Annotated in this window: 22 protein-coding genes and 1 riboswitch; of the genes, 6 read left to right on the top strand and 16 right to left on the bottom strand. The window is 61.6% G+C overall.

Going from position 1 to position 21,592, the window contains the following annotated elements; genetic code table 11:
- Positions 1 to 168: 168 nt before the first annotated feature.
- The 3 genes from A6A03_RS08590 to A6A03_RS08580 form a co-directional block, all read right to left on the bottom strand.
- A complete protein-coding gene (locus tag A6A03_RS08590; protein WP_066786427.1) occupies positions 169 to 1,344 on the bottom strand; it encodes an MFS transporter in 1,176 nt (391 codons plus the stop codon).
- A gap of 92 nt (positions 1,345 to 1,436) precedes the next feature.
- On the bottom strand, positions 1,437 to 1,754 hold the full coding sequence (locus tag A6A03_RS08585) for an MGMT family protein (RefSeq protein WP_066786424.1): 318 nt from the start codon (positions 1,752 to 1,754) through the stop codon (positions 1,437 to 1,439).
- The gene (locus A6A03_RS08580) at positions 1,754 to 2,512 is read right to left on the bottom strand and encodes an SDR family oxidoreductase (protein ID WP_066786423.1); all 759 of its coding nucleotides are present in this window, start codon (positions 2,510 to 2,512) and stop codon (positions 1,754 to 1,756) included. Before A6A03_RS08580 ends, A6A03_RS08585 begins: the two co-directional genes overlap by 1 nt.
- 125 nt (positions 2,513 to 2,637) lie before the next feature.
- On the opposite strand from A6A03_RS08580, the gene A6A03_RS08575 reads away from it, so the two are divergent.
- Complete coding sequence (locus A6A03_RS08575; RefSeq protein WP_066786420.1) at positions 2,638 to 3,315, top strand: DUF6483 family protein; 678 nt, start codon at positions 2,638 to 2,640, stop codon at positions 3,313 to 3,315.
- A gap of 72 nt (positions 3,316 to 3,387) precedes the next feature.
- Here the strand turns inward: A6A03_RS08575 and A6A03_RS08570 are convergent, their stop codons facing one another.
- From A6A03_RS08570 to A6A03_RS08555, 4 genes are all read right to left on the bottom strand, one after another.
- On the bottom strand, positions 3,388 to 3,981 hold the full coding sequence (locus tag A6A03_RS08570) for an anthranilate synthase component II (RefSeq protein ID WP_066786417.1): 594 nt from the start codon (positions 3,979 to 3,981) through the stop codon (positions 3,388 to 3,390).
- Complete coding sequence (locus A6A03_RS08565; protein ID WP_066786412.1) at positions 3,959 to 5,686, bottom strand: GAF domain-containing protein; 1,728 nt, start codon at positions 5,684 to 5,686, stop codon at positions 3,959 to 3,961. The genes A6A03_RS08570 and A6A03_RS08565 overlap by 23 nt, the downstream gene beginning before the upstream one ends.
- Before the next feature lie 12 nt (positions 5,687 to 5,698).
- Positions 5,699 to 7,228 (bottom strand): DUF512 domain-containing protein, encoded by a 1,530-nt coding sequence (locus A6A03_RS08560; RefSeq protein WP_066786409.1) that lies wholly within the window; start codon positions 7,226 to 7,228, stop codon positions 5,699 to 5,701.
- Between the two features lie 86 nt (positions 7,229 to 7,314).
- A complete protein-coding gene (locus tag A6A03_RS08555; RefSeq protein WP_066786406.1) occupies positions 7,315 to 9,102 on the bottom strand; it encodes a sensor histidine kinase in 1,788 nt (595 codons plus the stop codon).
- Between the two features lie 123 nt (positions 9,103 to 9,225).
- On the opposite strand from A6A03_RS08555, the gene A6A03_RS08550 reads away from it, so the two are divergent.
- Both A6A03_RS08550 and hppD read left to right on the top strand, forming a co-directional pair.
- Positions 9,226 to 10,053, top strand: coding sequence for a TrmB family transcriptional regulator (locus tag A6A03_RS08550; RefSeq protein ID WP_245668911.1), 828 nt, complete (start codon positions 9,226 to 9,228; stop codon positions 10,051 to 10,053).
- A gap of 232 nt (positions 10,054 to 10,285) precedes the next feature.
- Positions 10,286 to 11,383, top strand: coding sequence for a 4-hydroxyphenylpyruvate dioxygenase (gene hppD, locus A6A03_RS08545; protein ID WP_066786400.1), 1,098 nt, complete (start codon positions 10,286 to 10,288; stop codon positions 11,381 to 11,383).
- 49 nt (positions 11,384 to 11,432) lie between these two features.
- Here hppD and A6A03_RS08540 read toward each other — a convergent pair whose 3' ends face one another.
- Positions 11,433 to 11,648, bottom strand: a complete 216-nt coding sequence (locus tag A6A03_RS08540) for a hypothetical protein (RefSeq protein ID WP_066786397.1) — start codon at positions 11,646 to 11,648, stop codon at positions 11,433 to 11,435.
- A gap of 176 nt (positions 11,649 to 11,824) precedes the next feature.
- Here A6A03_RS08540 and A6A03_RS08535 point away from each other — a divergent pair, with 176 nt between their 5' ends.
- Complete coding sequence (locus A6A03_RS08535; RefSeq protein ID WP_066786392.1) at positions 11,825 to 12,163, top strand: hypothetical protein; 339 nt, start codon at positions 11,825 to 11,827, stop codon at positions 12,161 to 12,163.
- Here the strand turns inward: A6A03_RS08535 and A6A03_RS08530 are convergent.
- The 5 genes from A6A03_RS08530 to A6A03_RS08510 form a co-directional block, all read right to left on the bottom strand.
- Entirely contained in the window at positions 12,150 to 12,368 is a 219-nt protein-coding gene (locus tag A6A03_RS08530; RefSeq protein WP_066786389.1) for a hypothetical protein, read from the bottom strand. The two genes, A6A03_RS08535 and A6A03_RS08530, sit on opposite strands and share 14 nt — an antisense overlap.
- 84 nt (positions 12,369 to 12,452) lie before the next feature.
- Positions 12,453 to 13,184 (bottom strand): glycerophosphodiester phosphodiesterase, encoded by a 732-nt coding sequence (locus tag A6A03_RS08525; protein ID WP_066786386.1) that lies wholly within the window; start codon positions 13,182 to 13,184, stop codon positions 12,453 to 12,455.
- A 107-nt stretch (positions 13,185 to 13,291) separates the two neighbouring features.
- Positions 13,292 to 13,570 (bottom strand): hypothetical protein, encoded by a 279-nt coding sequence (locus A6A03_RS08520; RefSeq protein WP_066786384.1) that lies wholly within the window; start codon positions 13,568 to 13,570, stop codon positions 13,292 to 13,294.
- Between the two features lie 270 nt (positions 13,571 to 13,840).
- Positions 13,841 to 14,554: a glucosaminidase domain-containing protein gene (locus tag A6A03_RS08515; protein ID WP_066786381.1), complete on the bottom strand. Its 714-nt coding sequence runs from the start codon at positions 14,552 to 14,554 to the stop codon at positions 13,841 to 13,843.
- A complete protein-coding gene (locus A6A03_RS08510; RefSeq protein WP_066786378.1) occupies positions 14,551 to 15,138 on the bottom strand; it encodes an SCO family protein in 588 nt (195 codons plus the stop codon). Before A6A03_RS08510 ends, A6A03_RS08515 begins: the two co-directional genes overlap by 4 nt.
- Positions 15,139 to 16,155: 1,017 nt before the next feature.
- Positions 16,156 to 16,280, top strand: a riboswitch (FMN riboswitch).
- A 154-nt stretch (positions 16,281 to 16,434) separates the two neighbouring features.
- Here A6A03_RS08510 and A6A03_RS08505 point away from each other — a divergent pair.
- Complete coding sequence (locus A6A03_RS08505; protein ID WP_066786375.1) at positions 16,435 to 17,238, top strand: ABC transporter permease; 804 nt, start codon at positions 16,435 to 16,437, stop codon at positions 17,236 to 17,238.
- A gap of 153 nt (positions 17,239 to 17,391) precedes the next feature.
- Positions 17,392 to 18,438, top strand: a complete 1,047-nt coding sequence (locus A6A03_RS08500) for an ABC transporter substrate-binding protein (protein WP_066786373.1) — start codon at positions 17,392 to 17,394, stop codon at positions 18,436 to 18,438.
- Positions 18,439 to 18,715: 277 nt separating this feature from the next.
- On the opposite strand, the gene A6A03_RS08495 is transcribed toward A6A03_RS08500, so the two are convergent.
- Genes A6A03_RS08495 through A6A03_RS08485 form a run of 3 tightly spaced genes read right to left on the bottom strand, consistent with a single transcriptional unit; the run spans position 18,716 to position 21,576 of the window.
- Positions 18,716 to 19,330: a TetR/AcrR family transcriptional regulator gene (locus tag A6A03_RS08495; protein WP_066786371.1), complete on the bottom strand. Its 615-nt coding sequence runs from the start codon at positions 19,328 to 19,330 to the stop codon at positions 18,716 to 18,718.
- 60 nt (positions 19,331 to 19,390) lie between these two features.
- The gene (locus A6A03_RS08490) at positions 19,391 to 20,884 is read right to left on the bottom strand and encodes an HlyD family secretion protein (RefSeq protein WP_066786368.1); all 1,494 of its coding nucleotides are present in this window, start codon (positions 20,882 to 20,884) and stop codon (positions 19,391 to 19,393) included.
- Between the two features lie 14 nt (positions 20,885 to 20,898).
- Positions 20,899 to 21,576 (bottom strand): ABC transporter ATP-binding protein, encoded by a 678-nt coding sequence (locus tag A6A03_RS08485; protein ID WP_066786365.1) that lies wholly within the window; start codon positions 21,574 to 21,576, stop codon positions 20,899 to 20,901.
- Positions 21,577 to 21,592 lie beyond the last annotated feature (16 nt).

Raw genomic sequence — 21,592 nt, 5'->3', positions numbered from 1 at the left:
ACGAAGCCCGCTGCGCGGGCTGATGCCCCACCCCTTGCCCCTCCCCCGCTGGGGGAGGGGTGATGGGGAGCGCCACACCGGGCTTTGAAGCATTGCACAACGATCAACGGTTCTATGTTCTGTCCGCCGCTCCCCATCCGCGGGCGAGCCGCCCGCGCTCCCCCAGACTCATCGGGCGGTTGCTCTACCCAACTGTATGGTGGCTGCCAACGCCAGCGCCAACGCACTCAGGCAGATCGCCGCCACCCCCGGCCAGCCGGCTGCCTGCCAGCCAAGGCCGGGGATCACGCCGCCCAACGTGCCGCCAATGTAGTACGCCACGAGATAGAGCGCACTGGCCGCGCCTTTGGCCTGCCGCGCCAACTGGTTCACCAGCGCCGGAGCAATGCCTTGGGCAATAAACATCCCGCTGCACAGTGTCCACAAGCCGAGCGCAATCAGCGGTACATTGGGGATGAGCGTCAAGCCGATCCCGGCCATCGCAATCAACAATCCGATCATGATCAACCGGGGACGGGGATAGCGGGCCGAAAGCGCCCCGGCCCACGGCGAGACAATCACGCCGGCCAGATAGCTCACGTAGGCAAGCGCGATAATCGCCGGCGGCAAGCCAAACGGCGGCGCGCTGAGGTAGTAGGGCAAGTAGGTGAAGGTGCCGAGAAAGCCGAAAAAGAGCGCGCCGCCGATCACGTAGGCCGCGCGCAGATGCCGGTCGGCCACATGGGCGAACATCGCCTGATAGGCTTGCCGCCAGCCGCCACTCGTTGCGACCGCCCGATCACGCGGCAGCGTCACGAGCAAGCCAAGACCGCTCACCAACGTCAACCCGGCAAACACCACAAAACTGGCCCGCCAACCAAACCCATCGCTGATCAAGCCACCTACGACCCGCCCGCTCAACCCGCCGGCGACATTGGCTGCGATCCAGCCGCCGACGGCCCGGCCCAAATCAGTCGCCGGCAGCCGGTCGCCGAGGTAGGCCACCGCCACCGCAGTGAAGCCGGGAATGCACAACCCTTGCAAGGCCCGCCCCGCCAACAACAGCTCGAACGATGGCGCGAGCGCGCAGAGCAGCGTCGGCAGCGCGAGGAGCAACGCGCTGCCTACCATCACCGGCCAACGCCCCCACCGGTCGCTGAGCGGGCCAACCGCCAGCGATCCCAGCGCAATCATCAACACCACCACCGACACGCTGAGACCGGCGGTGGCCGGCGCAATCCCGTATTCCGCCGACAACTGCGGCAAGATCGGTTGGGTCAAGTACATATCGGAAAAGACCACCACCCCGGCGGCGTAGAGGGGGATGAGCCAGAAGCGCTGGTCTGAAGCGGAAGCAACCGTCATAGCGTTGGGCAAGATTCATCATTGGCAAGGGCGCGGGGGGAAACAGATCCCCTCCGCGCCCTCGGCGTCGCTGCGGTAATACCCTTTACCCCTCACCCGTCATCATCACCATCCCACAGAAAGCGGGTGAGGTCGATCCGATACTCGTCGTTGACCTCCACCCCCTCCGCTTGCAAGCGGGCACGTTGCTCATCGGCGGCGTAGACATTGCTGATGCGACCGGCCCGGTTGATCACCCGCCACCACGGCACCGCGCTGTGCGGCAAAAGCATATGCAGGGCATAGCCAACCATGCGCGCATGGCCGGGCAGGCCAGCCAACGCGGCCACCCGGCCATACGTACACACGCGCCCCGGCGGAATACGGCTTACCACCGCATAGATAGCAGCGTAGGGCGAATCAGCCTCCATCACGCCAACCGGCCACCATCGACGGCTAAGGTGGCGCCGGTCACAAACGAGGCCTTATCCGAGCAGAGCCAAATCACGGCGTTAGCCACCTCTTCCGGCGAGCCAAGCCGGCCAATCGGTTCGCCCTCGGCGAATTGGGCCAGTAGTTGCGGATCGCCTTGGGTAAAGCGATCGATCATCGCAGTGTGGATTGTGCCGGGGCAAATCGCGTTGATCCGGATCCCGCTGCGGGCATACTCTAATGCCGCCGCTTTGGTCACGCCAACGATGCCGTGCTTGCTGGCAACATACGCCGACACACCCCGCGACCCCGACAAACCGGCCACCGACGAGGTGTTGACAATCGCGCCGCCACCCTGCTGCAGCATCTGCCGGATCTCGTGCTTCATACACAACCAAACGCCCTTCAAGTTAATGTCGATCACCCGATCCCACACCTCTTCGGGATAATCGACCAGCATGGCTTGCACGCCTTCGATGCCGGCATTGTTATGGGCGAAATCAATCCGGCCAAACATATCGACCGCCTTGGCGATCAACTGCTCGACCTCACTATTCTGCGACACGTCGCAGCGCACGAAGATCGCATCGGTATTCTGCGCGCGGCACAGCGCGACCGTCTCTTCGCCGCCTTCCACATTGACATCGGCAACAACAACCTTTGCGCCTTCGCGGGCAAACGCCAACGCCGAAGCGCGCCCAATCCCGGCTGCCGCGCCAGTCACCAGCGCGACCTTCCCGATGAACGGTGGCTCCATGAATGTCCTCCTCTAGCCAGTCTCTGCACGGGGTATCATACCATAAGCGAACGCGGGAAGCGGATGCCGCAGTAGCACATACTGCCGATTTGACAGCCGGCCCCTCCATCGGGTACGGTATACCTATGTACCGCGACGATTACATTTTGCGGATGATTGCCCAATTCGGCGCGATCATCCGCCACATTCTCGGCCTTTACCGCGACGGCAAATCGCCGCTAGCGCGGATCGCCATTGACAACGCCTACCGCGACCGGCTCGGCGTCGGTAGCGATCAGGTGGCGGCGTTGAGCGACCGGCAACTCTTGGCGCTGTTGCGATTTCAAAGCCACGGTGACGACTGGTGGAGCGAAGGGGCGTATCTGGCCGCGTTGCTCACCGCTGAAGCGCGCCTGCTCAGCGATGATGGGGAGGAAGACGCCGCCGCCACACGCGCCTTGCTGGCGTTGCAAGTGGTGATTGAATGCACGCTGGCCGCGCCGGAGCCATTGCCGGAATACGCTCCCACCTACATTGACCTGTTAGGGTTGCTGCGCGATTACGTCGTGCCCGCTCCCACGCTGGCCGCCCTGCTCACCCTGTGCGAGCGGCAAGGTGATTTGGCGCGCAGTGAAGACCTTGTGCATGAATTGTTGGCGCGTGAGCCGCTGCGCTGGCTGGCGACGGCGCGAGCATTTTACCAACGGCTGCTGGCCCGCAGCGATGCCGAGCTCGCCGCTGCCGGCCTATCACGGGCCGAGGCGTTGGCCGGGTACGCGGAGCTCGATCGCATTGCGCCGCCGGCCCACCCGCCGATGGCGTAATCTGACAAAAAGAGAGCGGACACGGATTGGCACGGATCGCGCCAATCCGCGTCCCAATCTCCCACCTGTTCCCTACTCCCCACTCCCTGCACTCACCGGCACACCAGCCAAGAAATTGGCCAACATCTGCTTACCGCCCTCGGTCATAATCGACTCAGGGTGAAACTGCACGCCCTCGACCGGCTGCGAGCGATGGCGCAAACCCATAATCAGGCCATCTTCCGTCCATGCGGTCACTTCCAGCTCGTCCGGCAGATCTTCGCGGCGCACGATCAGCGAGTGGTAGCGGGTGGCGAGGAAGGGTGACGGCAAGCCGGCAAACACTCCTTGGCCATTGTGATAGATCGGCGAGAGCTTGCCGTGCATCACCAGCGGCGCGCGCACGACCGCACCGCCATACGCCGCACCTATCGCTTGGTGACCGAGACACACCCCCAAAATTGGGATCTGGCTGCCCAGCTCGCGGATCACATCAACGCTAATCCCGGCCTCAGCCGGCGTGCAAGGGCCGGGACTGATCACGATCCGGTCGGGATGGCGCGCCGCCACCTCAGCCACCGTGATCTGGTCGTTGCGCACCACTTCAACATCAGCGCCCAACTCGCACAGATACTGGTACAAATTGTAGGTAAACGAGTCGTAATTATCGATCAACAGTACGCGCATGGTCTTGCTCCATCACCGGCGGCGTTGCCGCCTGTTCTCGCTCATCTTGGGTCAGAATGTTCCCTTTTGCTCGCGCACGAATCAACGCCTCGACACACTCCGGATCAAACTCGGTACCGGCGCCGCGGCGCAACAGCGCAAACACCTGATCAATCGGCATCGGTGGCCGGTACGGGCGATGGCTGGTCAACGCATCAAACACATCGGCCACCGCAACAATCCGGCCAAACAGCGAGATCGACTCGCCACTGATGCCAAGCGGATACCCGCGCCCATCAAGCCGTTCGTGATGCTGGGCCAGCGCCGGCCACGCATGGCGCAACAGTTCGAGATCGAGCAAGCCGTTATCGCGCAGAAACTCCATGCCGTAGGTCGGATGCCGGCGCATCTCGGCAAACTCTTCCTCTTCGAGCCGGCCCGGCTTCTTGAGGATCTGGTCAGGCACCCGAATTTTACCGACATCGTGCAACTTGCTCGCCACCCGCAATTGATAAATCTGATCGCGTGGCAAGCCCAATTCTTGGGCAATCGCCACCGAAAAATCACTCACCCGCTGGCTATGGCCGCGGGTGTAGGGATCTTTCAAGTCGATCGCACCGGTAATGGCATCAATAATCCGGGTAAACAGGCTATCGGTCTCGCGGTAGAGTTCGGCCAGCCGGATCACGGTTGCCGCCTGCGAAGCCAGCATCTGGAACAACGCCACATCATCGGATGAGAAGGGCCGGCCATTGCGCGGATTAAGCGCCTGCGCGCCGCCGATAATCATTCCCTCAACTTCGCCGCGCTCGCCACCCAGCACGATCCGCGGCGAGCGCAGCGGCACGCACAAGATCGCGCGCGTCTGAAAGCCGCTGCGCTGATCAAGACCCTGATAGAAGCGCCGGTCTTGATGCACATCATTGACCACCACCGTCTCGCCGGTTTCAATGACGTGGCCGATAATACCCTGCCCGCGCGGCACGCGCAATGCCTCTACCCGTTCGCTATGTTCACCGCCGGCGATGTGCAGCACGAGATCGTTACGCTCGTGGTCGATCAACCAGATCGACGCCGCCTCAACCTCAAGCAATTCGCAGGCGTAGTTCATAATCCGGCGCAACAGCTCATCGCGTTCGAGGGTGGCGGTCAATTGCGAGACAATCTCAACCAGCGCCTGCTGCCGGCGTTCACGTTGCTGCGCCTCAGCCAACAGCCGCGCCTTCTCGACTTCAGTCACCAACCGCGAGGTCAGCAACTCGATCAAGGCCAGTTCGTCCTGTTCATCCACCGCCTCGAGCGGCAAATTAAAGACCTGCACTACCCCGACCGGCTCGCCGCGCAACATCAGCGGGACGCAGAACATGGTGCGCAGATGCAACGCGCCCATCTCACCCAACGAGCGATTCCAGCGCGGATCGTTGGCTACGTCATGGACGAAGAACGGCTGGCGCTGCTGCAAGGCATAGCCAGCGATCCCAGCGGTGGCCGGAAACCGGCGACCAATCAACGCCTCACCAGCGGGACTGCCTTTCACCACTTTAAAGATCAGTTCATTCGCAGCGGCATCGTACAGGTAGAGTGTACCGGCTTCGGCCTCGGTAATCTCGATTATCAAATCAAGCAACCGGTCGAGCAGATCATCGAGCTGGGTACTATCGGCAATCTGATTGGCGCGTTGAATCACCTCAAGGTACCGCTGCAAGCGCGATTCTTGGCCAGCCATTGCGCCCTCCCCCTACTCATGCCGGGCCAAGGCCCTCACGTAGCGCACCAGTTCATCTGCTTCACCGGCTAATGCGACTGGCATCCCGGCTGCAGCACTAATTCGCCCCGGTGTGTAGTCATCGATCGTGCGTTCACCAGTATAGTCGAACATCACCCGTGGCAGTAACGCCCGCTCGCACCCGGAAGCGCGCAACGCCGGGATCACGTCTTGCGCGGTAAGCAAGCCACTGACCGTCACCGTCTCACCAAAGAACTGGTTGACCACCGGCACCACCTGCACCGAGAGGTTTTCAACCCGATTCAGGCGTGCCGCGACCTGTTCCATCATCGGCGCCACCAGCGTCCCGCAAACGAGGGCCAGCGTGGTGGGACGGGCAATCCGCGCCGGCAAACGGCGACGCGCGCGCGCCCAATTGTCGAGAAAATCACGCACCATACCGACGCCGTTGCTGTACTGCGGCATATCGTCGTAGGTCTCGGCAGGGGGAACAGGCCGGCCAGCGAGCAGATAAAACTCGTCGGAAGCGTAGACCAGATGGAGGCCAAACTGCTCGTAACAGCGCGCGCGGTACGGTTCGATCAAATCGAGCACTGCTGCCGCTTCAGGCGCGGTATAGCATCGCAACGGCACATCGGTCACGGCGCCGAGGCGCGAACAGAAACCTAGCTCAGGATCGTGCAGCGGCTGGCTACCGTTGCGCAGCGGGATCGGCGCTGAAGGGTCTTCCCACAAGGGTTGCCGTTCCCAATTGGTATCGATCCACTCTGGCGTTTCATGCACTTGGATCGCGGCCCGGATCGTCTTGGGCGCTTTGCCTTCAAAGCGAAACTTGGTCAGACCGACCGGCACCACTGCGATTGACTCAACCGTCGGGTGCAGCGCGATCAAATCTTCGATCGTCTGGCGCAAGACCTCGCCATCGTTCACCTGCGGGCAGGCGACAATCTGGGTATGGACGCGAATGCCTGCCCGGCCCAGCCGCTTAATCTGCTCGCGAACATCAGGAACATCGCGTTTGCCGAGCATAATCGCTCGCCAGAAGGGATCGGTGGCATGCACGCTAATGTGCAACGGCGAGAGACGCTGGCGCTCGATCCGTTCCCAATCGGCTTCAGTCAAATTGGTAAAGGTAACGAAATTGGCGTAGAGGAACGACAGCCGGTAATCGTCATCTTTCAGATAGAGGGTCTTGCGAAAGCCCTTCGGCATCTGGGTGAGGAAACAGAACGGGCATTTATTATTGCAGGTGCGCAGCCGGTCGAAGAGCGGCTCGGTAAATTCGACCCCCAGATCATCATCGGGGTCTTTGTCGAGCGTGATTTCGCGCTCACTGCCATCGGCGGCGCGCACCAGCAGCGTGACACGCGCTTCAGCAATCGCAAACCGGTAATCGATCACGTCGCGCAGCCGCTGGCCATCAATAGCCACCAGCGTATCGCCGGGACGCAGACCGATCTGCGCGGCCAAACTCTCTGCCGCAACACTAGCAATGACGCCGCCTTCGCCGGTAATGCGCCTGACATCAGGCTGATATTCCACAGTGACTCCTGACCGGATGAAGTAAAAAACGCTCGATCGAGCGTGTGTATAACAAGTTTACGATAGTTTATTGTACCACAACGCTGTTAAAGCGATGAAGATTCAGGGTGGGGGTGCGCTTGCAACGGCAGCAACACGCTAAAGGTCGAACCGCGTTGCGGTTCGCTCACCACGATAATTTCGCCCCCCATCGCTTGGCACAACCGCTGGCTAATCGCCAGCCCCAACCCAGCGCCGCCATAGCGCCGGGTCGTGCCGCTATCAACCTGCATAAACGGCTCAAATAAGCGGGCCAATTGATCGGCGGGAATGCCGATACCGGTATCGTGGATATCGATCTGAAGCACATCCGGCGCGCGCCGGTAACAATGCACCGTCACCTGCCCGTGCTCGGTAAACTTGCAGGCATTGCCGATCAGATTGATCAAGATCTGGCGCAACCGAACCGGATCAGCCATCACTGGCGGAATATCCGGCTCACACGTCACCGTTAATGCGTTCTGATTCTTGTGCGCCAAGCCTTGCATCGTCTGCGCCACCTCATTGAGCAATGCCGCGATCGTGATCGCTTCGGGATGGATCTGGATCGCATGCGATTCAAGGCGAGCCAATTCCAACACATCGTTAATCAAGGCCAACAGATGGCGCCCGGCCACAATGACCCGATCAAGATCGGCAGCCAGATCAGGCTGGTCACGTTTGCGCAAATCTTCGCGGATGAACTCGCTATAGCCCAAGATAGCCGTCAACGGCGTGCGCAACTCATGGCTCATAGTGGCGAGAAAAGTACTCTTGGCCTGATTAGCGGCCTCGGCAGCCTCTTTGGCCTCTCGCAACGCTAATGCTGCCTGTTTCAAGAGCGTAATATCGCGGAGCACGATGATCCGTCCGCTCGGCAAACCACGGCGATCGCGCAACGTCGTGCAGCGCATATCATAGGTCAGATCACCATCAGGCCGGGGTTGGGTCACTTCAAACTGGCCTTCGTAGCGATCGCGCACCTGTGCGGCCAACCACGGCGGCGCCACCTCCGCCAACGAGCGGCCAATAGCAAGCGGAGACACGACCAGCAGCGCCTGTGCCGCCGGATTCAGATCGATCAACCGATCCTGCATATCCACCACAATGATCGCATCGGGCATCTGGTCGACGATCGTCTCGCGCGCTGCCGGCACCATATCAAGCGCACGGAAACGTTGCATCGCTACGCTAAATGCGATCCCACTCAGCGCGAAGGCCACTGGCGTGGTATCGATGGAGGGAATCGGACTGCGCCCAGTCACAAAGAGGATGCTTGCCACCCACGGCAACACTGCGCCGATCAGCAAGCTTAGCGCCTGCGCCCGATAGAGTGCGCGGCTGCGGCGCGCTTGATCGATCATCACGATCGTGCCAATGAGTACTATGCTGTAGGCACTCGCGACGCCAATGTACCACAACGGCCCATTGGGGCCAGTTAACACCCACAACCCATTCGCGGTGTACACTAACTCGACGGAGGGCCACATCAACCGGTGCCAGTGATTTGTCCAAGCCCCTAGCAGAATCACACCCTGCCACCCTGCCAAGCCAAGTACCAACTGCCGGCTGACCCAATGGTCGCGATTGGTGTAGAACAGCGCAAACAGCAACCACAAGACCGGCACGCCCGCCACACTCACATATTGAATGCTGGTCAGAAAGGTCTTGCCATCGACCGTGGCGTTGGTCAATTCGAGCGCATTGCACAACGACCACCAGATCGTGGCGACCATCATGCCGAGAAAGACTTTGGCCACCGGCAACCGCCGGTACGGCCAAGCCTGCAAGATGGCGACCATTGCCAGCACTGCCGCGGCTAGCGGTAACAAGATGTAGGGCGTGAAATACCACATGGCCGGTATCATTTCACCATATATTCGCTATGTAAGAACGCTGCCGCGCACGCTCTTAGCATAGCACGGCTTGCAGACCAAACCGCAACCGGGTATAATGATCACCACTAAGAAGTGGTGACAATGAAACCTAGATCAATGGTTGATCGAACGCCAGAACAACTGATGGCGCTAGGGCTCAACCGCTACGAAGCCGCCACCTACCTTGCCCTGCTCGAACATCGCGGCTTCACCCCGGCCCAAGCGGCGGTGCGCGCCGGCGTACCACGCCAGCGCATCTATGACATCTTGGCCTCGCTTTGCGCCCGCGGCTTGGCGATCGAGCGCCACAGCGACGGCCAACGCCGCTACTTCGCGGTTGATCCAGCAGTGGCGCTGCCAGCATTAATGGAAGCACGCCGGCGCCAATTCGAGCAGGAACAGGCTGCGCTCGCCGCGGGGATGCAGAGCTTGCTGGCCACCCTCACCCCGATCTTTGCCGCCGGCCATGATCAGATCGACCCGCTCGATTATGTCGATGTTTTGCTTGACCGGCGGCTGGTGGTCGAACGCGCCTTGGCACTTGCCGGCAGCGCCGAACGTGAAATCTGCGTGTGCTTCAAGTTGCCGTTGCTCGGCGACCAAGCCGCCAATTTCGCCGAAGTGACCAAACCGCTGCAGCGCAATGTGCGTTATCGCGCGATCTATGAACGCGCGGCGCTGGCCAATCCTGAACTATACGGATGGGTGCAACAATTCGTAACGTGGGGCCAACAGGCGCGGGTAGTCGAGAACTTGCCGCTTAAAGTCAACCTCTATGACCGGCGGGTGGCTTTGCTGTCACTGCAAGACCCCGTCACCGGCGCGTTGAGCTTCACGGCCCTATGTGTGACCCATCCCAACTTTGGCGCGTTTTTGCAAGGGGCGTTCGAGCAGCTATGGGAAGATGCCGAACCGTTCACTCCCAACTAACGGTATTGCGCCACATCAGTGGCTCTGGCAAGAGGGTGAAATCCCTTGCAGCAATTCCGTTCCGCGGTCATTGCGCGGGGGCGCATCCCCCGCAGCTATCTCCCGCGAGCGCGAGCGCGAGACCGGAAAGGGATCGAAGCAGTACACAAGGTGCGAGAGATAGTGTAGGGCGCTACGTTGGCGCAGCGCTGCGCCAACGAATGAGACACAAACCAACCACAGGAGGTACGAAATGCGCTCCGCCGATCCACTCGATCTGCTCGGTATTGATTATGTCGAGTTTTATGTCAGCAACGCCCGGCAAGCCGCTCACTTTTACCGCACCACGCTTGGCTTGCGCCCGATTGCGTATGCCGGCCTTGAGACGGGAGTGCGCGATCGAGCCAGTTACGTGCTCGCACGGCGCAACGTGCGCTTTATGCTGACGGCGCCGCTCATCCCCGACCATCCGATTGCCCGCCACATTGCCCATCACGGCGACGGGGTGAAGGACATCGCGCTGCGGGTGCGTGATGCCGCCGCCGCCTACGAAACCGCGATCGCCCGTGGCGGTATTCCGGTGCAACCACCCACCGAGTGCGTTGACGAGCATGGCCGGGTGGTGAAGGCGACGATTGCCACCTACGGCGATACCGTGCATTCCTTCATCGAGCGGGAAGAGTACCGTGGCGTCTTTATGCCCGGCTTCCAGCCAATCATGGAGCACATCCCCGTCCCGGAAACCGGCATTGCCGCGATTGACCACATTGTCGGCAACGTTGAGCTCGGTGCGATGAACCGGTGGGTCAAGTACTACCGCGACGTGCTCGGTTTCAGCCAATTGGTGCATTTCGATGATCACGACATCAGCACCGAGTACAGCGCCTTGATGTCGAAGGTGATGCAGAACGGTACTGGCCGGATCAAGTTTCCGATCAACGAACCAGCAGAGGGCCGGCGCAAGAGCCAGATCGAGGAGTTTCTGGAGTATTACGGCGGCCCCGGCGTGCAGCATATCGCGCTCGCCACCGGCGACATCTGCGCGACGGTTGACGCACTGCGCGCCGCCGGCATTCCGTTCATTCACGTGCCAGATGCCTACTACGATGACCTTGAGCAGCGGGTGGGCACGATCGACGAGAGCCGGCAGGAGTTGCAAGCGCGCGGGATTCTGGTCGATCGGGACGAAGAGGGGTATCTGTTGCAAATCTTCAGCCAGCCGCTGCAAGACCGGCCCACCCTCTTTATCGAGATCATCCAGCGCAAAGGGAGCCGTGGGTTCGGCAAGGGCAATTTCAAGGCATTGTTCGAGGCGATCGAGCGCGAACAGGCCAAGCGAGGAAATTTGTAGGGGCATTGTAGGGGCAGAGCGACGCTCTGCCCCTACAATGCCCCTACGATTACGGACGGTTGATGCGGGTACCGCGCGGCACGTTCACGATCACCGCCTCGTCTTCCTCACCGTGTTCGGGATGGGCCGGCTCGGCAGCATGGCCATGGTGATGGTCATCGCCAGCCGGCTTGAACTCACCCAGCAAACTGGCCCGCCGGATGCGCCGTTCGTACTCGCGTTCGATCGCGGCAACGAACCGTTGCCACCACGATTGCTCGCTCATCGCTCTTCGCCTCCGCAGAAGGTGGATTTTTCCTCTATCCCAGATGACAGTATATCAGCAAAGATTCAGAAGATTGTCAACTTCTCGGTTATGACGTTGTATGCTTGCTCTAGTACAATACTAGTAACGACCTCTAGTATAGAGGCAATCCATCGAACGTTTCGTCAGGAGACCGCATGCGCGCAGTGATCCGCTTTCTCCGCCTCAATCCTGCCGTTCGCCGGGTGCTTGGCTTGCTCTTCCTCGCCCTCGGCTTGATCGGTTCACTCTTTCCGATTATCCCCGGCTGGCCCGGCTATCTGCTGGCCATTATTCTGCTAGGCCGGCGCGACCGGCTGCTGCGCCGGTTGCACCTGATCGCTCGCTTTGCCCTGCGCTGGCTGCGCAAAGCGCCGGTGCCACATGTGCGCGGGGTGGGGCATTGGCTTTCCAACCAATATGTCGAGCTGCGCCGCGCGGTGGTGCCGCGCCTAATCGCGTTTGAACGCCACCTTGACGGGCCTAATCCCCTTTGAGGCGCTTCCCCAACGCCCAGCCGAATATCAACCCGCCAATCACCAGCAGGCCAGCAGCCACCCCAACCCCAATCAGCAGATGCGGCCAGCCGAACGGGCCGCCGCCGATCAGCCATGCCAGCAGCGCCGGCACGCCGATCAGCGCCACCAACACTGCCAGCAACGGCATTATCCCCCGCGCAACCAGCCAGATCCGCCGTTTCACGGTGTCATCCTTTGTGGGAACGCCACCACGCACCTGCAACGAGGGTTGGAGAGGGTGTTGGCGCGTATAGCCATCATCTTCAGCTTAGCGTTGCGGCAAAACTCCTGCCAGTGCGGCCCGCGCCGCCGCCGGGGTATTGGTAATCAAGCCACTGGCCCCTAACGCCGCTAACGTTCGCAGCCGATCCGGATCATCCACCGTCCAGACATTGACCTGATACCCGGCCCGGCGCACTTTGGGCAACACCCAATCGAGACCGGGCAAGCCGTGGTAGGGGTGCCACGCAGCAGCCCCAATCCGGCGCAGGGCGCCAAACGGCCAGAACTCGCGCAGGCGCACATCGGGCCGGTAGGTGCGAATTCCCATCAGATAACCACGGGCTATCGCGGGATCAACCGCGCGCAACTCGCGCAGGGCCTGCGGGAAGAATGACGAAACGATCACCTGATCAACCAGCTTGAATTCACGAAGCAACTGGACACACCGCGCCGCCATACCGGGCTTTTTCAATTCGAGGTTGAGCGGCATATTGGCGCTGCGCGCCCAATCGAGCGTCTCGGCCAGCGTTGGCACTCGCTCGCCGCGAATATCGAGCTGGCGAAATTCGGCCAGCGTGAGGCGCGCTACCGGCTCAGCGCGACCATTCCAACGCGAAGTGTCATCGTCGTGAAAGACCACAATCTCGCCATCAGCCGTTGGCTGCAGATCGAGTTCGATCATATCGGCCTGTTGGCGCAGAGCCAATTCAAACGCCGCCAGCGTATTTTCCGGCGCATCAGCCGACGCGCCGCGATGAGCAATGATCAGTGGTGCCATGTCTCCTCGCCATAAAACACTGATAGCGGAACGCCGTTCGTCCCGCTATCAGTATCGCCGCGCCGTGCGTTGGCGTCAATGTCGAGGTGACAGTGCGCGCGCTGCCGTCAGGAGCTCAGATCAGGCTGGGGAACAGCCAGATCGGCATGCCGCGCCTCTTCGGTCAGCATCGGATGCAAAATGCGCTGCATCGCCATCACGTGGGCACAGGTGCCCCAACTGTGGAAGAACGAGCAATTGCATGCCCATTGGCCATTGTGCAGCGAAATCTCGTGATCGCTGTTGCCGCCATGGAAAGTTGCTCGCAGATCACTGAATTTAATGCGCTCCGGTTCGGCGGCATAGCGCCGGGCTTTCTCGATTTTGCCGATCATGTCCGAGTGCATAGGGAGACCTCCTTTGTCTCTGCCCGGAAAACATCAAGGGCGGCTACAGGCACTGGCCTGTACCGCCCTATACAACCCTCAACCACGTTGTGACACATGTTTTCATAGCCGGCCTCCTTAACTGGAGTTGCGCCGCTCTTAACACAGCCTTATTATACGACCCTTAATCGGCCCCCGTCAAGGATGAATTCGGCTATAGGCAGTACCAGATTTTTGGCTTGTTGATGCGGTATAACGACAATTACCGCCGTGAACGACGGTTGCCATCTGCTAACCAGCGTTGCGCATGCGCTCGGCGAGGTCGAGAATGCGCTGGCCATATTCGGTACCCGGATACGCCCACCGTCCATTGAGATCAGTAATGGTCACGGCCACACCGCGCAGCGAGGAAGGCAATGGCCGGCGCATCAGGGCATAGTCGATTAACTGCTGTTGGTAGGGCGTGCCGGCGCCAACTGGCAAGGCGTAGGCCAACAACCGGCCAAGGTGAGCCGGAATCGACTCACCCACCCACGAAGCAAAGCTGAGACCGGCCCGCCACACTTGGTTCGCTTCATCCCATGCCCAGTCGGGGCCGGGCGGCTGGTCGGGCGTGCCGGGCCGGGTCTCGCCGGTGACGCCGATCCCGGCGGGATTGCGGCGCGGACGCTGGCACCACCACGACGTCAGGTTGCCGGTCTCGTGGGCGCATTGGGCAATGGCAAGGAACCAATCAAGTTCGGCGGCGGCGCCGATCTCGGCGTAACCATTGACAATCACACTGACATCGTAGGGGGTATAGGCAGTGCTGCGCGGCGCCAGCCACGCAATCGCCGCTGCGGCAGTGCCAGTCGACGGGCCGAGCAGCGTGCCCGGCAACGGTACACGAGTAATGAAGGGGAGGTAGATAGTGGTTTCAGCCGGCTCTTGGGCGCGGATCACGCTGCTACTCAGCGCGGCTATACCCAAGGCAAGCAATGATCGACGAGAGAGGCGCGTGTTCATGGCTGTTCGCTCAAAAGGGCGCGGATGTCGTTGACATACACGCTCGCTGCGGTTCCATATTGATAAACGAACCGCAACCGGCCCTTTTGATCAATCAGATAGCTCGCGGTGCTATGCTCGACGCCATCACTGCTATGATGGTGATGGCCGCCGCCGCGGCGGTAGGTCAAGCCGTATTCCTTGCTGATCCGGCGCAGAGTGGCGTCGTTGCCTTGCAAGCCGATAAAGCCGGGGCCGAAACCGCGCAGGTAGGCGGCCAGCACGTCGGGCGTGTCGTTGGCCGGATCGACGCTGATCAAGACAACATGCACCCGTTCGCCATCAGAGCCAAGCGCTTCGCGGGCGCGGCGGAACTCGGCCAGCGTGATCGGGCAGTAATCAGGGCAGCGGGTGTAGCCAAAATAGAGCAGCACCGGCTGGCCGCGCAGATCGCTCAGGCGCAGCTCGCCGCCGGTGCTGGCCGGCAAACTGAAATCGCTCAGCACCGTGGGCGGATCGATCTTGGTTGATGATAGGGTTGCCGGCGCACTCGGCGCGGCGCAGGCGGTGAGCAACAAGAATAAGAACACGATGAAGCGTGGCATGTGGCCCTCACCCCTAGACCCTCTCTCACGACGCGGGAGAGGGGGAATAGCGAGTTGATCTGAATGCAAGGGTAGATTAACACACCTGATGAGATTGCGCCCCCCCTCACAGCCTCAACCGTTGGGGGAGGGGAATAGCCGCAAAAAGACACAAGAAGCACAAAAACTCTTGGTGGTTTTGGTGTCTGCTTGGAGCTATTGTTCTGGGTCTTGACGTTTGCCCTCACCCCCCGGCCCTGAGAGGGAGCGACTTGCTCCCTTCTTAAGAGGTGAGAGGGCAGGGGCAGGGGCCAAGCAGTGCATCCCCGCGCCCGTTGCGCCCGGCCCTGAAGGGCCGGGCTACGTTTACGAAGCCCGCTGCGCGGGCTAATGCCCCTCATCCCTCGCCCCTCTCCCGCTGGGGGGCATTGGCCCCCACCCCTCGCCCCTCCCCCGCTGGGGGAGGGGAATAGCCACAAAAAGACACAAGAAGCACAAAAAATGACCGCAGAGGACGTCGAGAGCGCGGGGGATGAGCACCATCCCCAAATTTCTTTGCGTCCTTTGCGGAGCCGGACAGCCGTCCGGCTCTACGGCGTCTTTGCGTTAAGAACCCCTGCGCCTTTGCCCCCTTTGCACCTTGATAGTCGCCCCCACCCCTCGCCCCGCTCCCGCTGGGGGGCATTGGCCCCACCCCTCGCCCCTCCCCCGCTGGGGGAGGGGAATAGCCACAAAAAGACACCAGCAGCACAAAAAATGACCGCAGAGGACGTCGAGAGCGCGGGGGATGAGCACCATCCCCAAATTTCTTTGCGTCCTTTGCGGAGCCGGACAGCCGTCCGGCTCTACATGCGCCTTTGCGGAGCCGGACAGCCGTCCGGCTCTACGGCGTCTTTGCGGAACCGGACAGCCGTCCGGCTCTACATGGTCGTTACGTTTGCAATCAACCCCGGTTGCGCGTACAGCATGATTCGTGCGGCGGTTCAGATTTCTTACCTTGACACTAACGCGCGATTGATGCTATTATCACCAATGACAAACGATCTTCGGGGCAGGGTGAAATTCCCGATCGGTGGTATAGCCCACGAGCGTGTTGAGAGGCACGCAGGATCCGGTGCAACTCCGGGGCCGACGGTTACAGTCCGGATGTAAAGAAGATCCAGATATGGGCAATGGTAGGCGACGCGCGAAGTGCGCGCCTTCGCTTCGTTGCCGTTGCAGGCGGGCTCATCACCCGCTCTGTTCCCGTATCTGTCCCCCGAAGAGCGTTCGCTCGGCGGGGGTTTTTGATTCCCCGCCAGAAAGGAGATGGTGACGATGCAGCAAACTTTGCCAATGCCTACTCCCGCGCCGCGAGCCAAACCGTGGCGGCGGTTTGAATGGCCGGCGCTCGGCTTGCCGGTGACGTTGCTGGCGTTGCTGGCGCTCTGGCAGACGGTGGTGAACGTCAGCGGTTATCCGGCTTTTATTCTGCCCTCACCGGCGCTGGTCGCCAGCCGGTTTGGGCAGGCGCTCAGCAGCGGGTTGCTCTGGCAACATACGGCAGCGACGCTCAGCGCCGCGTTGGGCGGCTTCGCGCTGGCGCTCGTCATTGCGCTCGTCCTTGGCTACATCCTCGCTCATATCCGCTGGCTCGAACAGGCGCTGGCGCCGGTGTTGGCCGCTAGCCAAGCCATTCCGGTGGTGGCCGTCGCGCCGCTGATCATCCTCTGGTTTGGCGCCGGGATGACCTCGAAGGTGCTGGTTGCGGCGCTGATCACCTTCTTGCCGATTCTGATCAGCACGATTGTCGCGCTGCGCAGCATTCCGCGCGAGCTGATTGAGATGGCGTATATCAGCGGGGCTAACCGCTGGCAACTGCTGCGCTATGTCGAAGCGCCGCTGGCGCTACCGGTGCTGTTTGGCGGCGTGCGCACCGGCTTGGCGCTGGCTACGACCGGCGCAGTGGTAGGCGAATTTGTCGCCGGGCGCACTGGGTTGGGGGCATTAATCAATATTGCGCGCGGCTTGTTTGACACCCCGTTGATCTTTGTCGCGTTGGCGACGCTGGCGCTGATTACGCTCGCCCTTTACGTGCTGGCCGGCCTGCTCGAGCGGCTGTTGGTGCGATGGGAAGCGTAAACCCAGTTTTCGTACGGTTGAAGCACTCTTGCATGAAACATGCGCTGTAGTTCATGTACATGAGCTTCTGCGTAAACCCAGTTTTCGTACGGTTGAAGCACTCTTGCATATCTGGCGTACACAGATGACGACTATTCTAACGAGGAAACGACTATGAAGCTGCGTTTCATGCTATTCCTTACCCTCATCACTTTCATTATCTCGGCGTGCAGCGCGCCGGCTCCGGCGCCGACGGCGGCCCCAACCAGCGCGCCAGCGGCCAACCCGCAACCGGCATTGCGCACCGTGACGCTGGCGATGTCGTATATTCCGAACATTCAGTTTGCGCCCTATTATGTCGCGGCAGCGAAGGGCTATTACGCCGCGGAAGGGATTGAGGTCAATTTCGACTACAACTTCGAGAATGACGTGCTGCAACGGGCGGCGACGTGGCCGGCCAGCGGCGTGGCTTTTGCCACCACTAGCGGGACGTCGGTGCTGCTGGCCCGCCAGCAAGGGGTGCCGGTCAAGACGGTCATGACGCTCTACCAGCGCTTCCCGATCGCGTTTTTTGCCAAGGCAAATGTACCGCTGGCGAGCGTTAACGACCTGCGCGGGCAGACGATCGGCATTCCCGGTCGCTTCGGCGAGAGCTTCTACGCGCTGTTGGCGGCGCTCTATGCCGGTGGTATGACCGAGGCCGATGTGACGGTGCAAGAGATCGGGTTTACACAGGCGGCGGCGGTGATGGAGGACAAGGTGCCGGTGGCGATTGGCTACGCGATGAACGAGCCGGTGCAGTTGCGCGAGCAAGGGGTGGAGGTGAATGTGTTGCTGGCCGCCGATGTCTTTAATCTGGCTGCCAACGGCATCGCTGTCAGCGAGGCGCTGATTGCGCAAGAGCCAGAATTGGTGCGGAAGTTTGTGCGGGCCAGCTTGCGCGGGTTGGCCGATACGCTGGCCAATCCGGCGGAGGCGTTCGATCTGAGTTTGCAATTCATCCCCGAAGCGCAGCTCGGCAACCTCGACTTGCAGCGGAAAGTGCTGGAAGAGAGCTTGCCCTTCTGGCAGAACGAGCTGACGGCGCAGCACGGGTTGGGTTACACTGACGGCCAACTGTGGGCGCGCACCGAGCAGTTTATGCGCGAGGCGGGCTTGCTGGCCGGGCCGGTGGAGGTGGAGAAGGCCTATACCAATGAGTTTGTGCCGGGCAAGTCGTGAACCGCAGAGGACGCAACGAATTCAAACGCAAAGGCGCGAAGGACGCAGAGGGCGCAAAGGATTCAAACGCAAAGACGCGAAGAACGCAGAGGGCGCAGAGGTTTTTGATGGGGTAGGAAGTATGCGAGGTGGTTCATACCTTATGGTGTCTCATTGTGAAACTCTTGCCAGAGCGAGCGAGGACTGTGAGGGATGGAGAACCCAAAACCCTTCGCGCTCTTCGCGTCCTCTGCGCCTTTGCGTTATCCATTCTCTGCGTCTTTGCTCCCTTTGCGCCTTACGATTCGGGCGCCATGCTGCGCAAGAAGTGAGCCACCGCTTCAGCCGCCATCGTGCGCGCGTCGATCGCGCGCGCTTCGGGTTGATTGAGCACCTCGCGCGAGAAGAAGTAGGACATCATCGGGCCAATTAAGAGACGAGCGGCAATCTGGGGGTCGGTGCGGCGCAAGCGGCCCAATTCCATTTGGCGGGCTAGATAGGCGGCCAACGCATTAATGGCGCGGCCCGGCCCGATCTCACTGATCACCCGCGCCAATTGCGGATGGCGCAACACTTCACCCATGACAATCTTGCCGATCGCCACCGTCAGCGGCTGGTCAAGCGCCTGCGCCAGCCGCTCGCCCAACCGCGGCAACACCACCTCCGGCGGTTCATCACCCAACCGCTCGACCGCATCAACAATCGGGACGAGCGGCATCCGTTCGCGGATCACCTGATAGAGCAGGTCGGTCTTGTCTTTGAAGTAATGGTAGATCAGACCGGGAGAGGCGATACCGGCGGCGCGGGCAATATCGCGGTTGGTGGCGCGATCGAAGCCAAGGCGGGCAAAAGCATCGAGAGCGCCGTCGATAATTTGTTGGCGACGTTGTTCGGTTTCGTCACGTGGGGGCATGGTTTGATCCCTGTGTGATGATATGCGGTAGAGCCGCACGGCCGTGCGTCTGTACAAAAATTATGATCCATTGAAGGTTATCACCGCGGTCATGTTCCAGCGCAGACGCGGATCGGTCTGAACCAATTCAATCGTCGCGGTATACACCACCTCACCCAAGCGGTCGGCGCCGTAGGGTTCGATGGCGATGACGCGGCCCGGCAAGGCCACGCCGGGCAAGGCATCGAACGTCACCGTGACCGCAGCGCCGGGAGCGATGCGAGCCGCATCGATCTCGGTGAGGTCGGTGGTTTCGATGCGCCATGCGCTGAGATCGCCGAGCAGCAGCGCCGGGGCAGTGGGGGCGGCGAGTTCGCCGAGGCGCAGTTCGATCTGGGCCACGGTACCAGCAAACGGCGCGCGTAGGGTCAGTTTGTCGAGTTCGAGCCGGGCTTGGGCCAGCGCCGCTTCGGCGGCGGCGACGTCGGCTTGGGCCAGCGCCAGATCGTTATCACGCGGCGCGGCATTGACCTGCGCCGCCTGCGCTTGGGCCAAGGCCACTTGGGCTTGGGCCACCGCCACCTGTGCTTGGCGCGGATCGCCGCGCAGCCGGGCAAGCGTCGCTTCGGCGGCGGCAATGCGGGCATCGATTGCGGCCAGTTTATCGGCGGCAGGCGGGGCCAGCAACGCGGCGAGGCGGGCCTCGGCTTCGCGCAGCCGGGCCTCGGCAGCGGTAATCCCTTCGATCTCGGCTTGGGCCGCCTGTTCGGCAGCCACTCGCACCTGCGCCAACGCCACCTCGGCGTTCTGCACTGCGCGCAACGCCGCCGCTTCGAGGTCAATGCGGGCTTGGGGCAGGTCATCGTCGCCAAGGCGCTGTTTCAACTCTTCGTTTTCCCAATGGATGCGGCTGTAGTCGGCTTGGCGATCGCGCAACACGTTGGCCGCCTGTTCCAGCGCCAACTGGGCATTGACCTTCGCCGCCGCCAGCGCGCTGCGTTGGGAGGCAAGGTTGGCCGCCGCTTGGTCGCGAGCCGCCTGCGCCTGCGCGACCACTTCCGGGTCAGCGCCGGCCAACAGCTCGGCGCGAGCGGCCTTGGCTTCGGCCAATTGGGCCAGCGCGGCCTTCTCGTCGGGGGCAGCCACCGCTAGCGCCACTTGCGTCGCTTGGGCAGCAGCGACTTGGACGGCGGCTTCGGCAGCGGCCCGCGCTTCCGGCGCCGCGCCGGCCAGCAGTTGGGCATAGCGGGCCTGCGCGCGGGCGAGATTGGCTTCGGCTTGCTGCACCGCCAAGCGCTGCGCCCGATCATCGAGCTGGGCTAAGGCTTGCCCGGCGGCCACCTGATCACCTTCCGCGACCAAGATCGCGCTGACGATCCCGCTGCGCTCGAAGCGCAACCATGCCTCTTGCAGCGGCACAACCCGCCCTTCGACGCTGACCGGCGGCACGGTCGCTTCACCGGTTGGGATCGGGGCCGGGGCCGACTGCGCCCCCGGCCCGTTAGGGCCAAAAATGGCATACGCGCCGCCAGCAATCAAGATGACGGCAATCAGAGGAATAAGCAGTCTGCGCATAACCGTCTCGCCTTTCAGCCAACAATGTGACCATCAGCCACCAGCACCATCCGTCCGGCCCGCCGGGCCAATTCACTATCGTGCGTCACCATCACGATCGTCGTACCGAGACCGGCCAGTTCGACAAACAGCTCAAAGACCGCTTCGGCGGTCTGCGAATCGAGATTACCGGTCGGCTCGTCGGCCACCAGCAGCGGCGGGTTATTGGCCAAGGCGCGCGCAATCGCCACCCGCTGCTGCTGGCCGCCCGACAACGCCAGCGGCAACTTCTCGGCTTGGTCGGCCAGCCCCACCCGTTCGAGCAAGGCCAACGCTCGTGCGCGCCGTTCGCGCGGCGAGCCGAGATTAGCAAAATCCATTGGCAACATCACGTTTTCCAACGCGGTGAGGGTCGGCAAGAGCTGAAAAAACTGGAAGACGATTCCGACCGTGCGCCCGCGCCACGCGGCCATCTGCGCGGCGGGCATACGCATCAGATCGGCCCCGGCCACCAACACCTCGCCGCTGCTGGCCCGGTCAATCCCGGTGATGACGTTGAGCAAGGTTGACTTGCCGCTGCCCGATTTGCCCACAATCGCGACAAACTCACCCGGCTCGATGCGCAGATCGATCCCGCGCAGGGCCAGATAGTCGCCAGCGGCGGTGGCATAGGCTTTGGTAACGGATGAGAGCAAGATCAGTGGTTGGTTCATAGGTTTTGTGTGTTTA

Source organism: Chloroflexus islandicus, assembly GCF_001650695.1.
GTDB lineage: Bacteria > Chloroflexota > Chloroflexia > Chloroflexales > Chloroflexaceae > Chloroflexus > Chloroflexus islandicus.
This window is presented reverse-complemented; position numbering and strand designations above follow the sequence as displayed.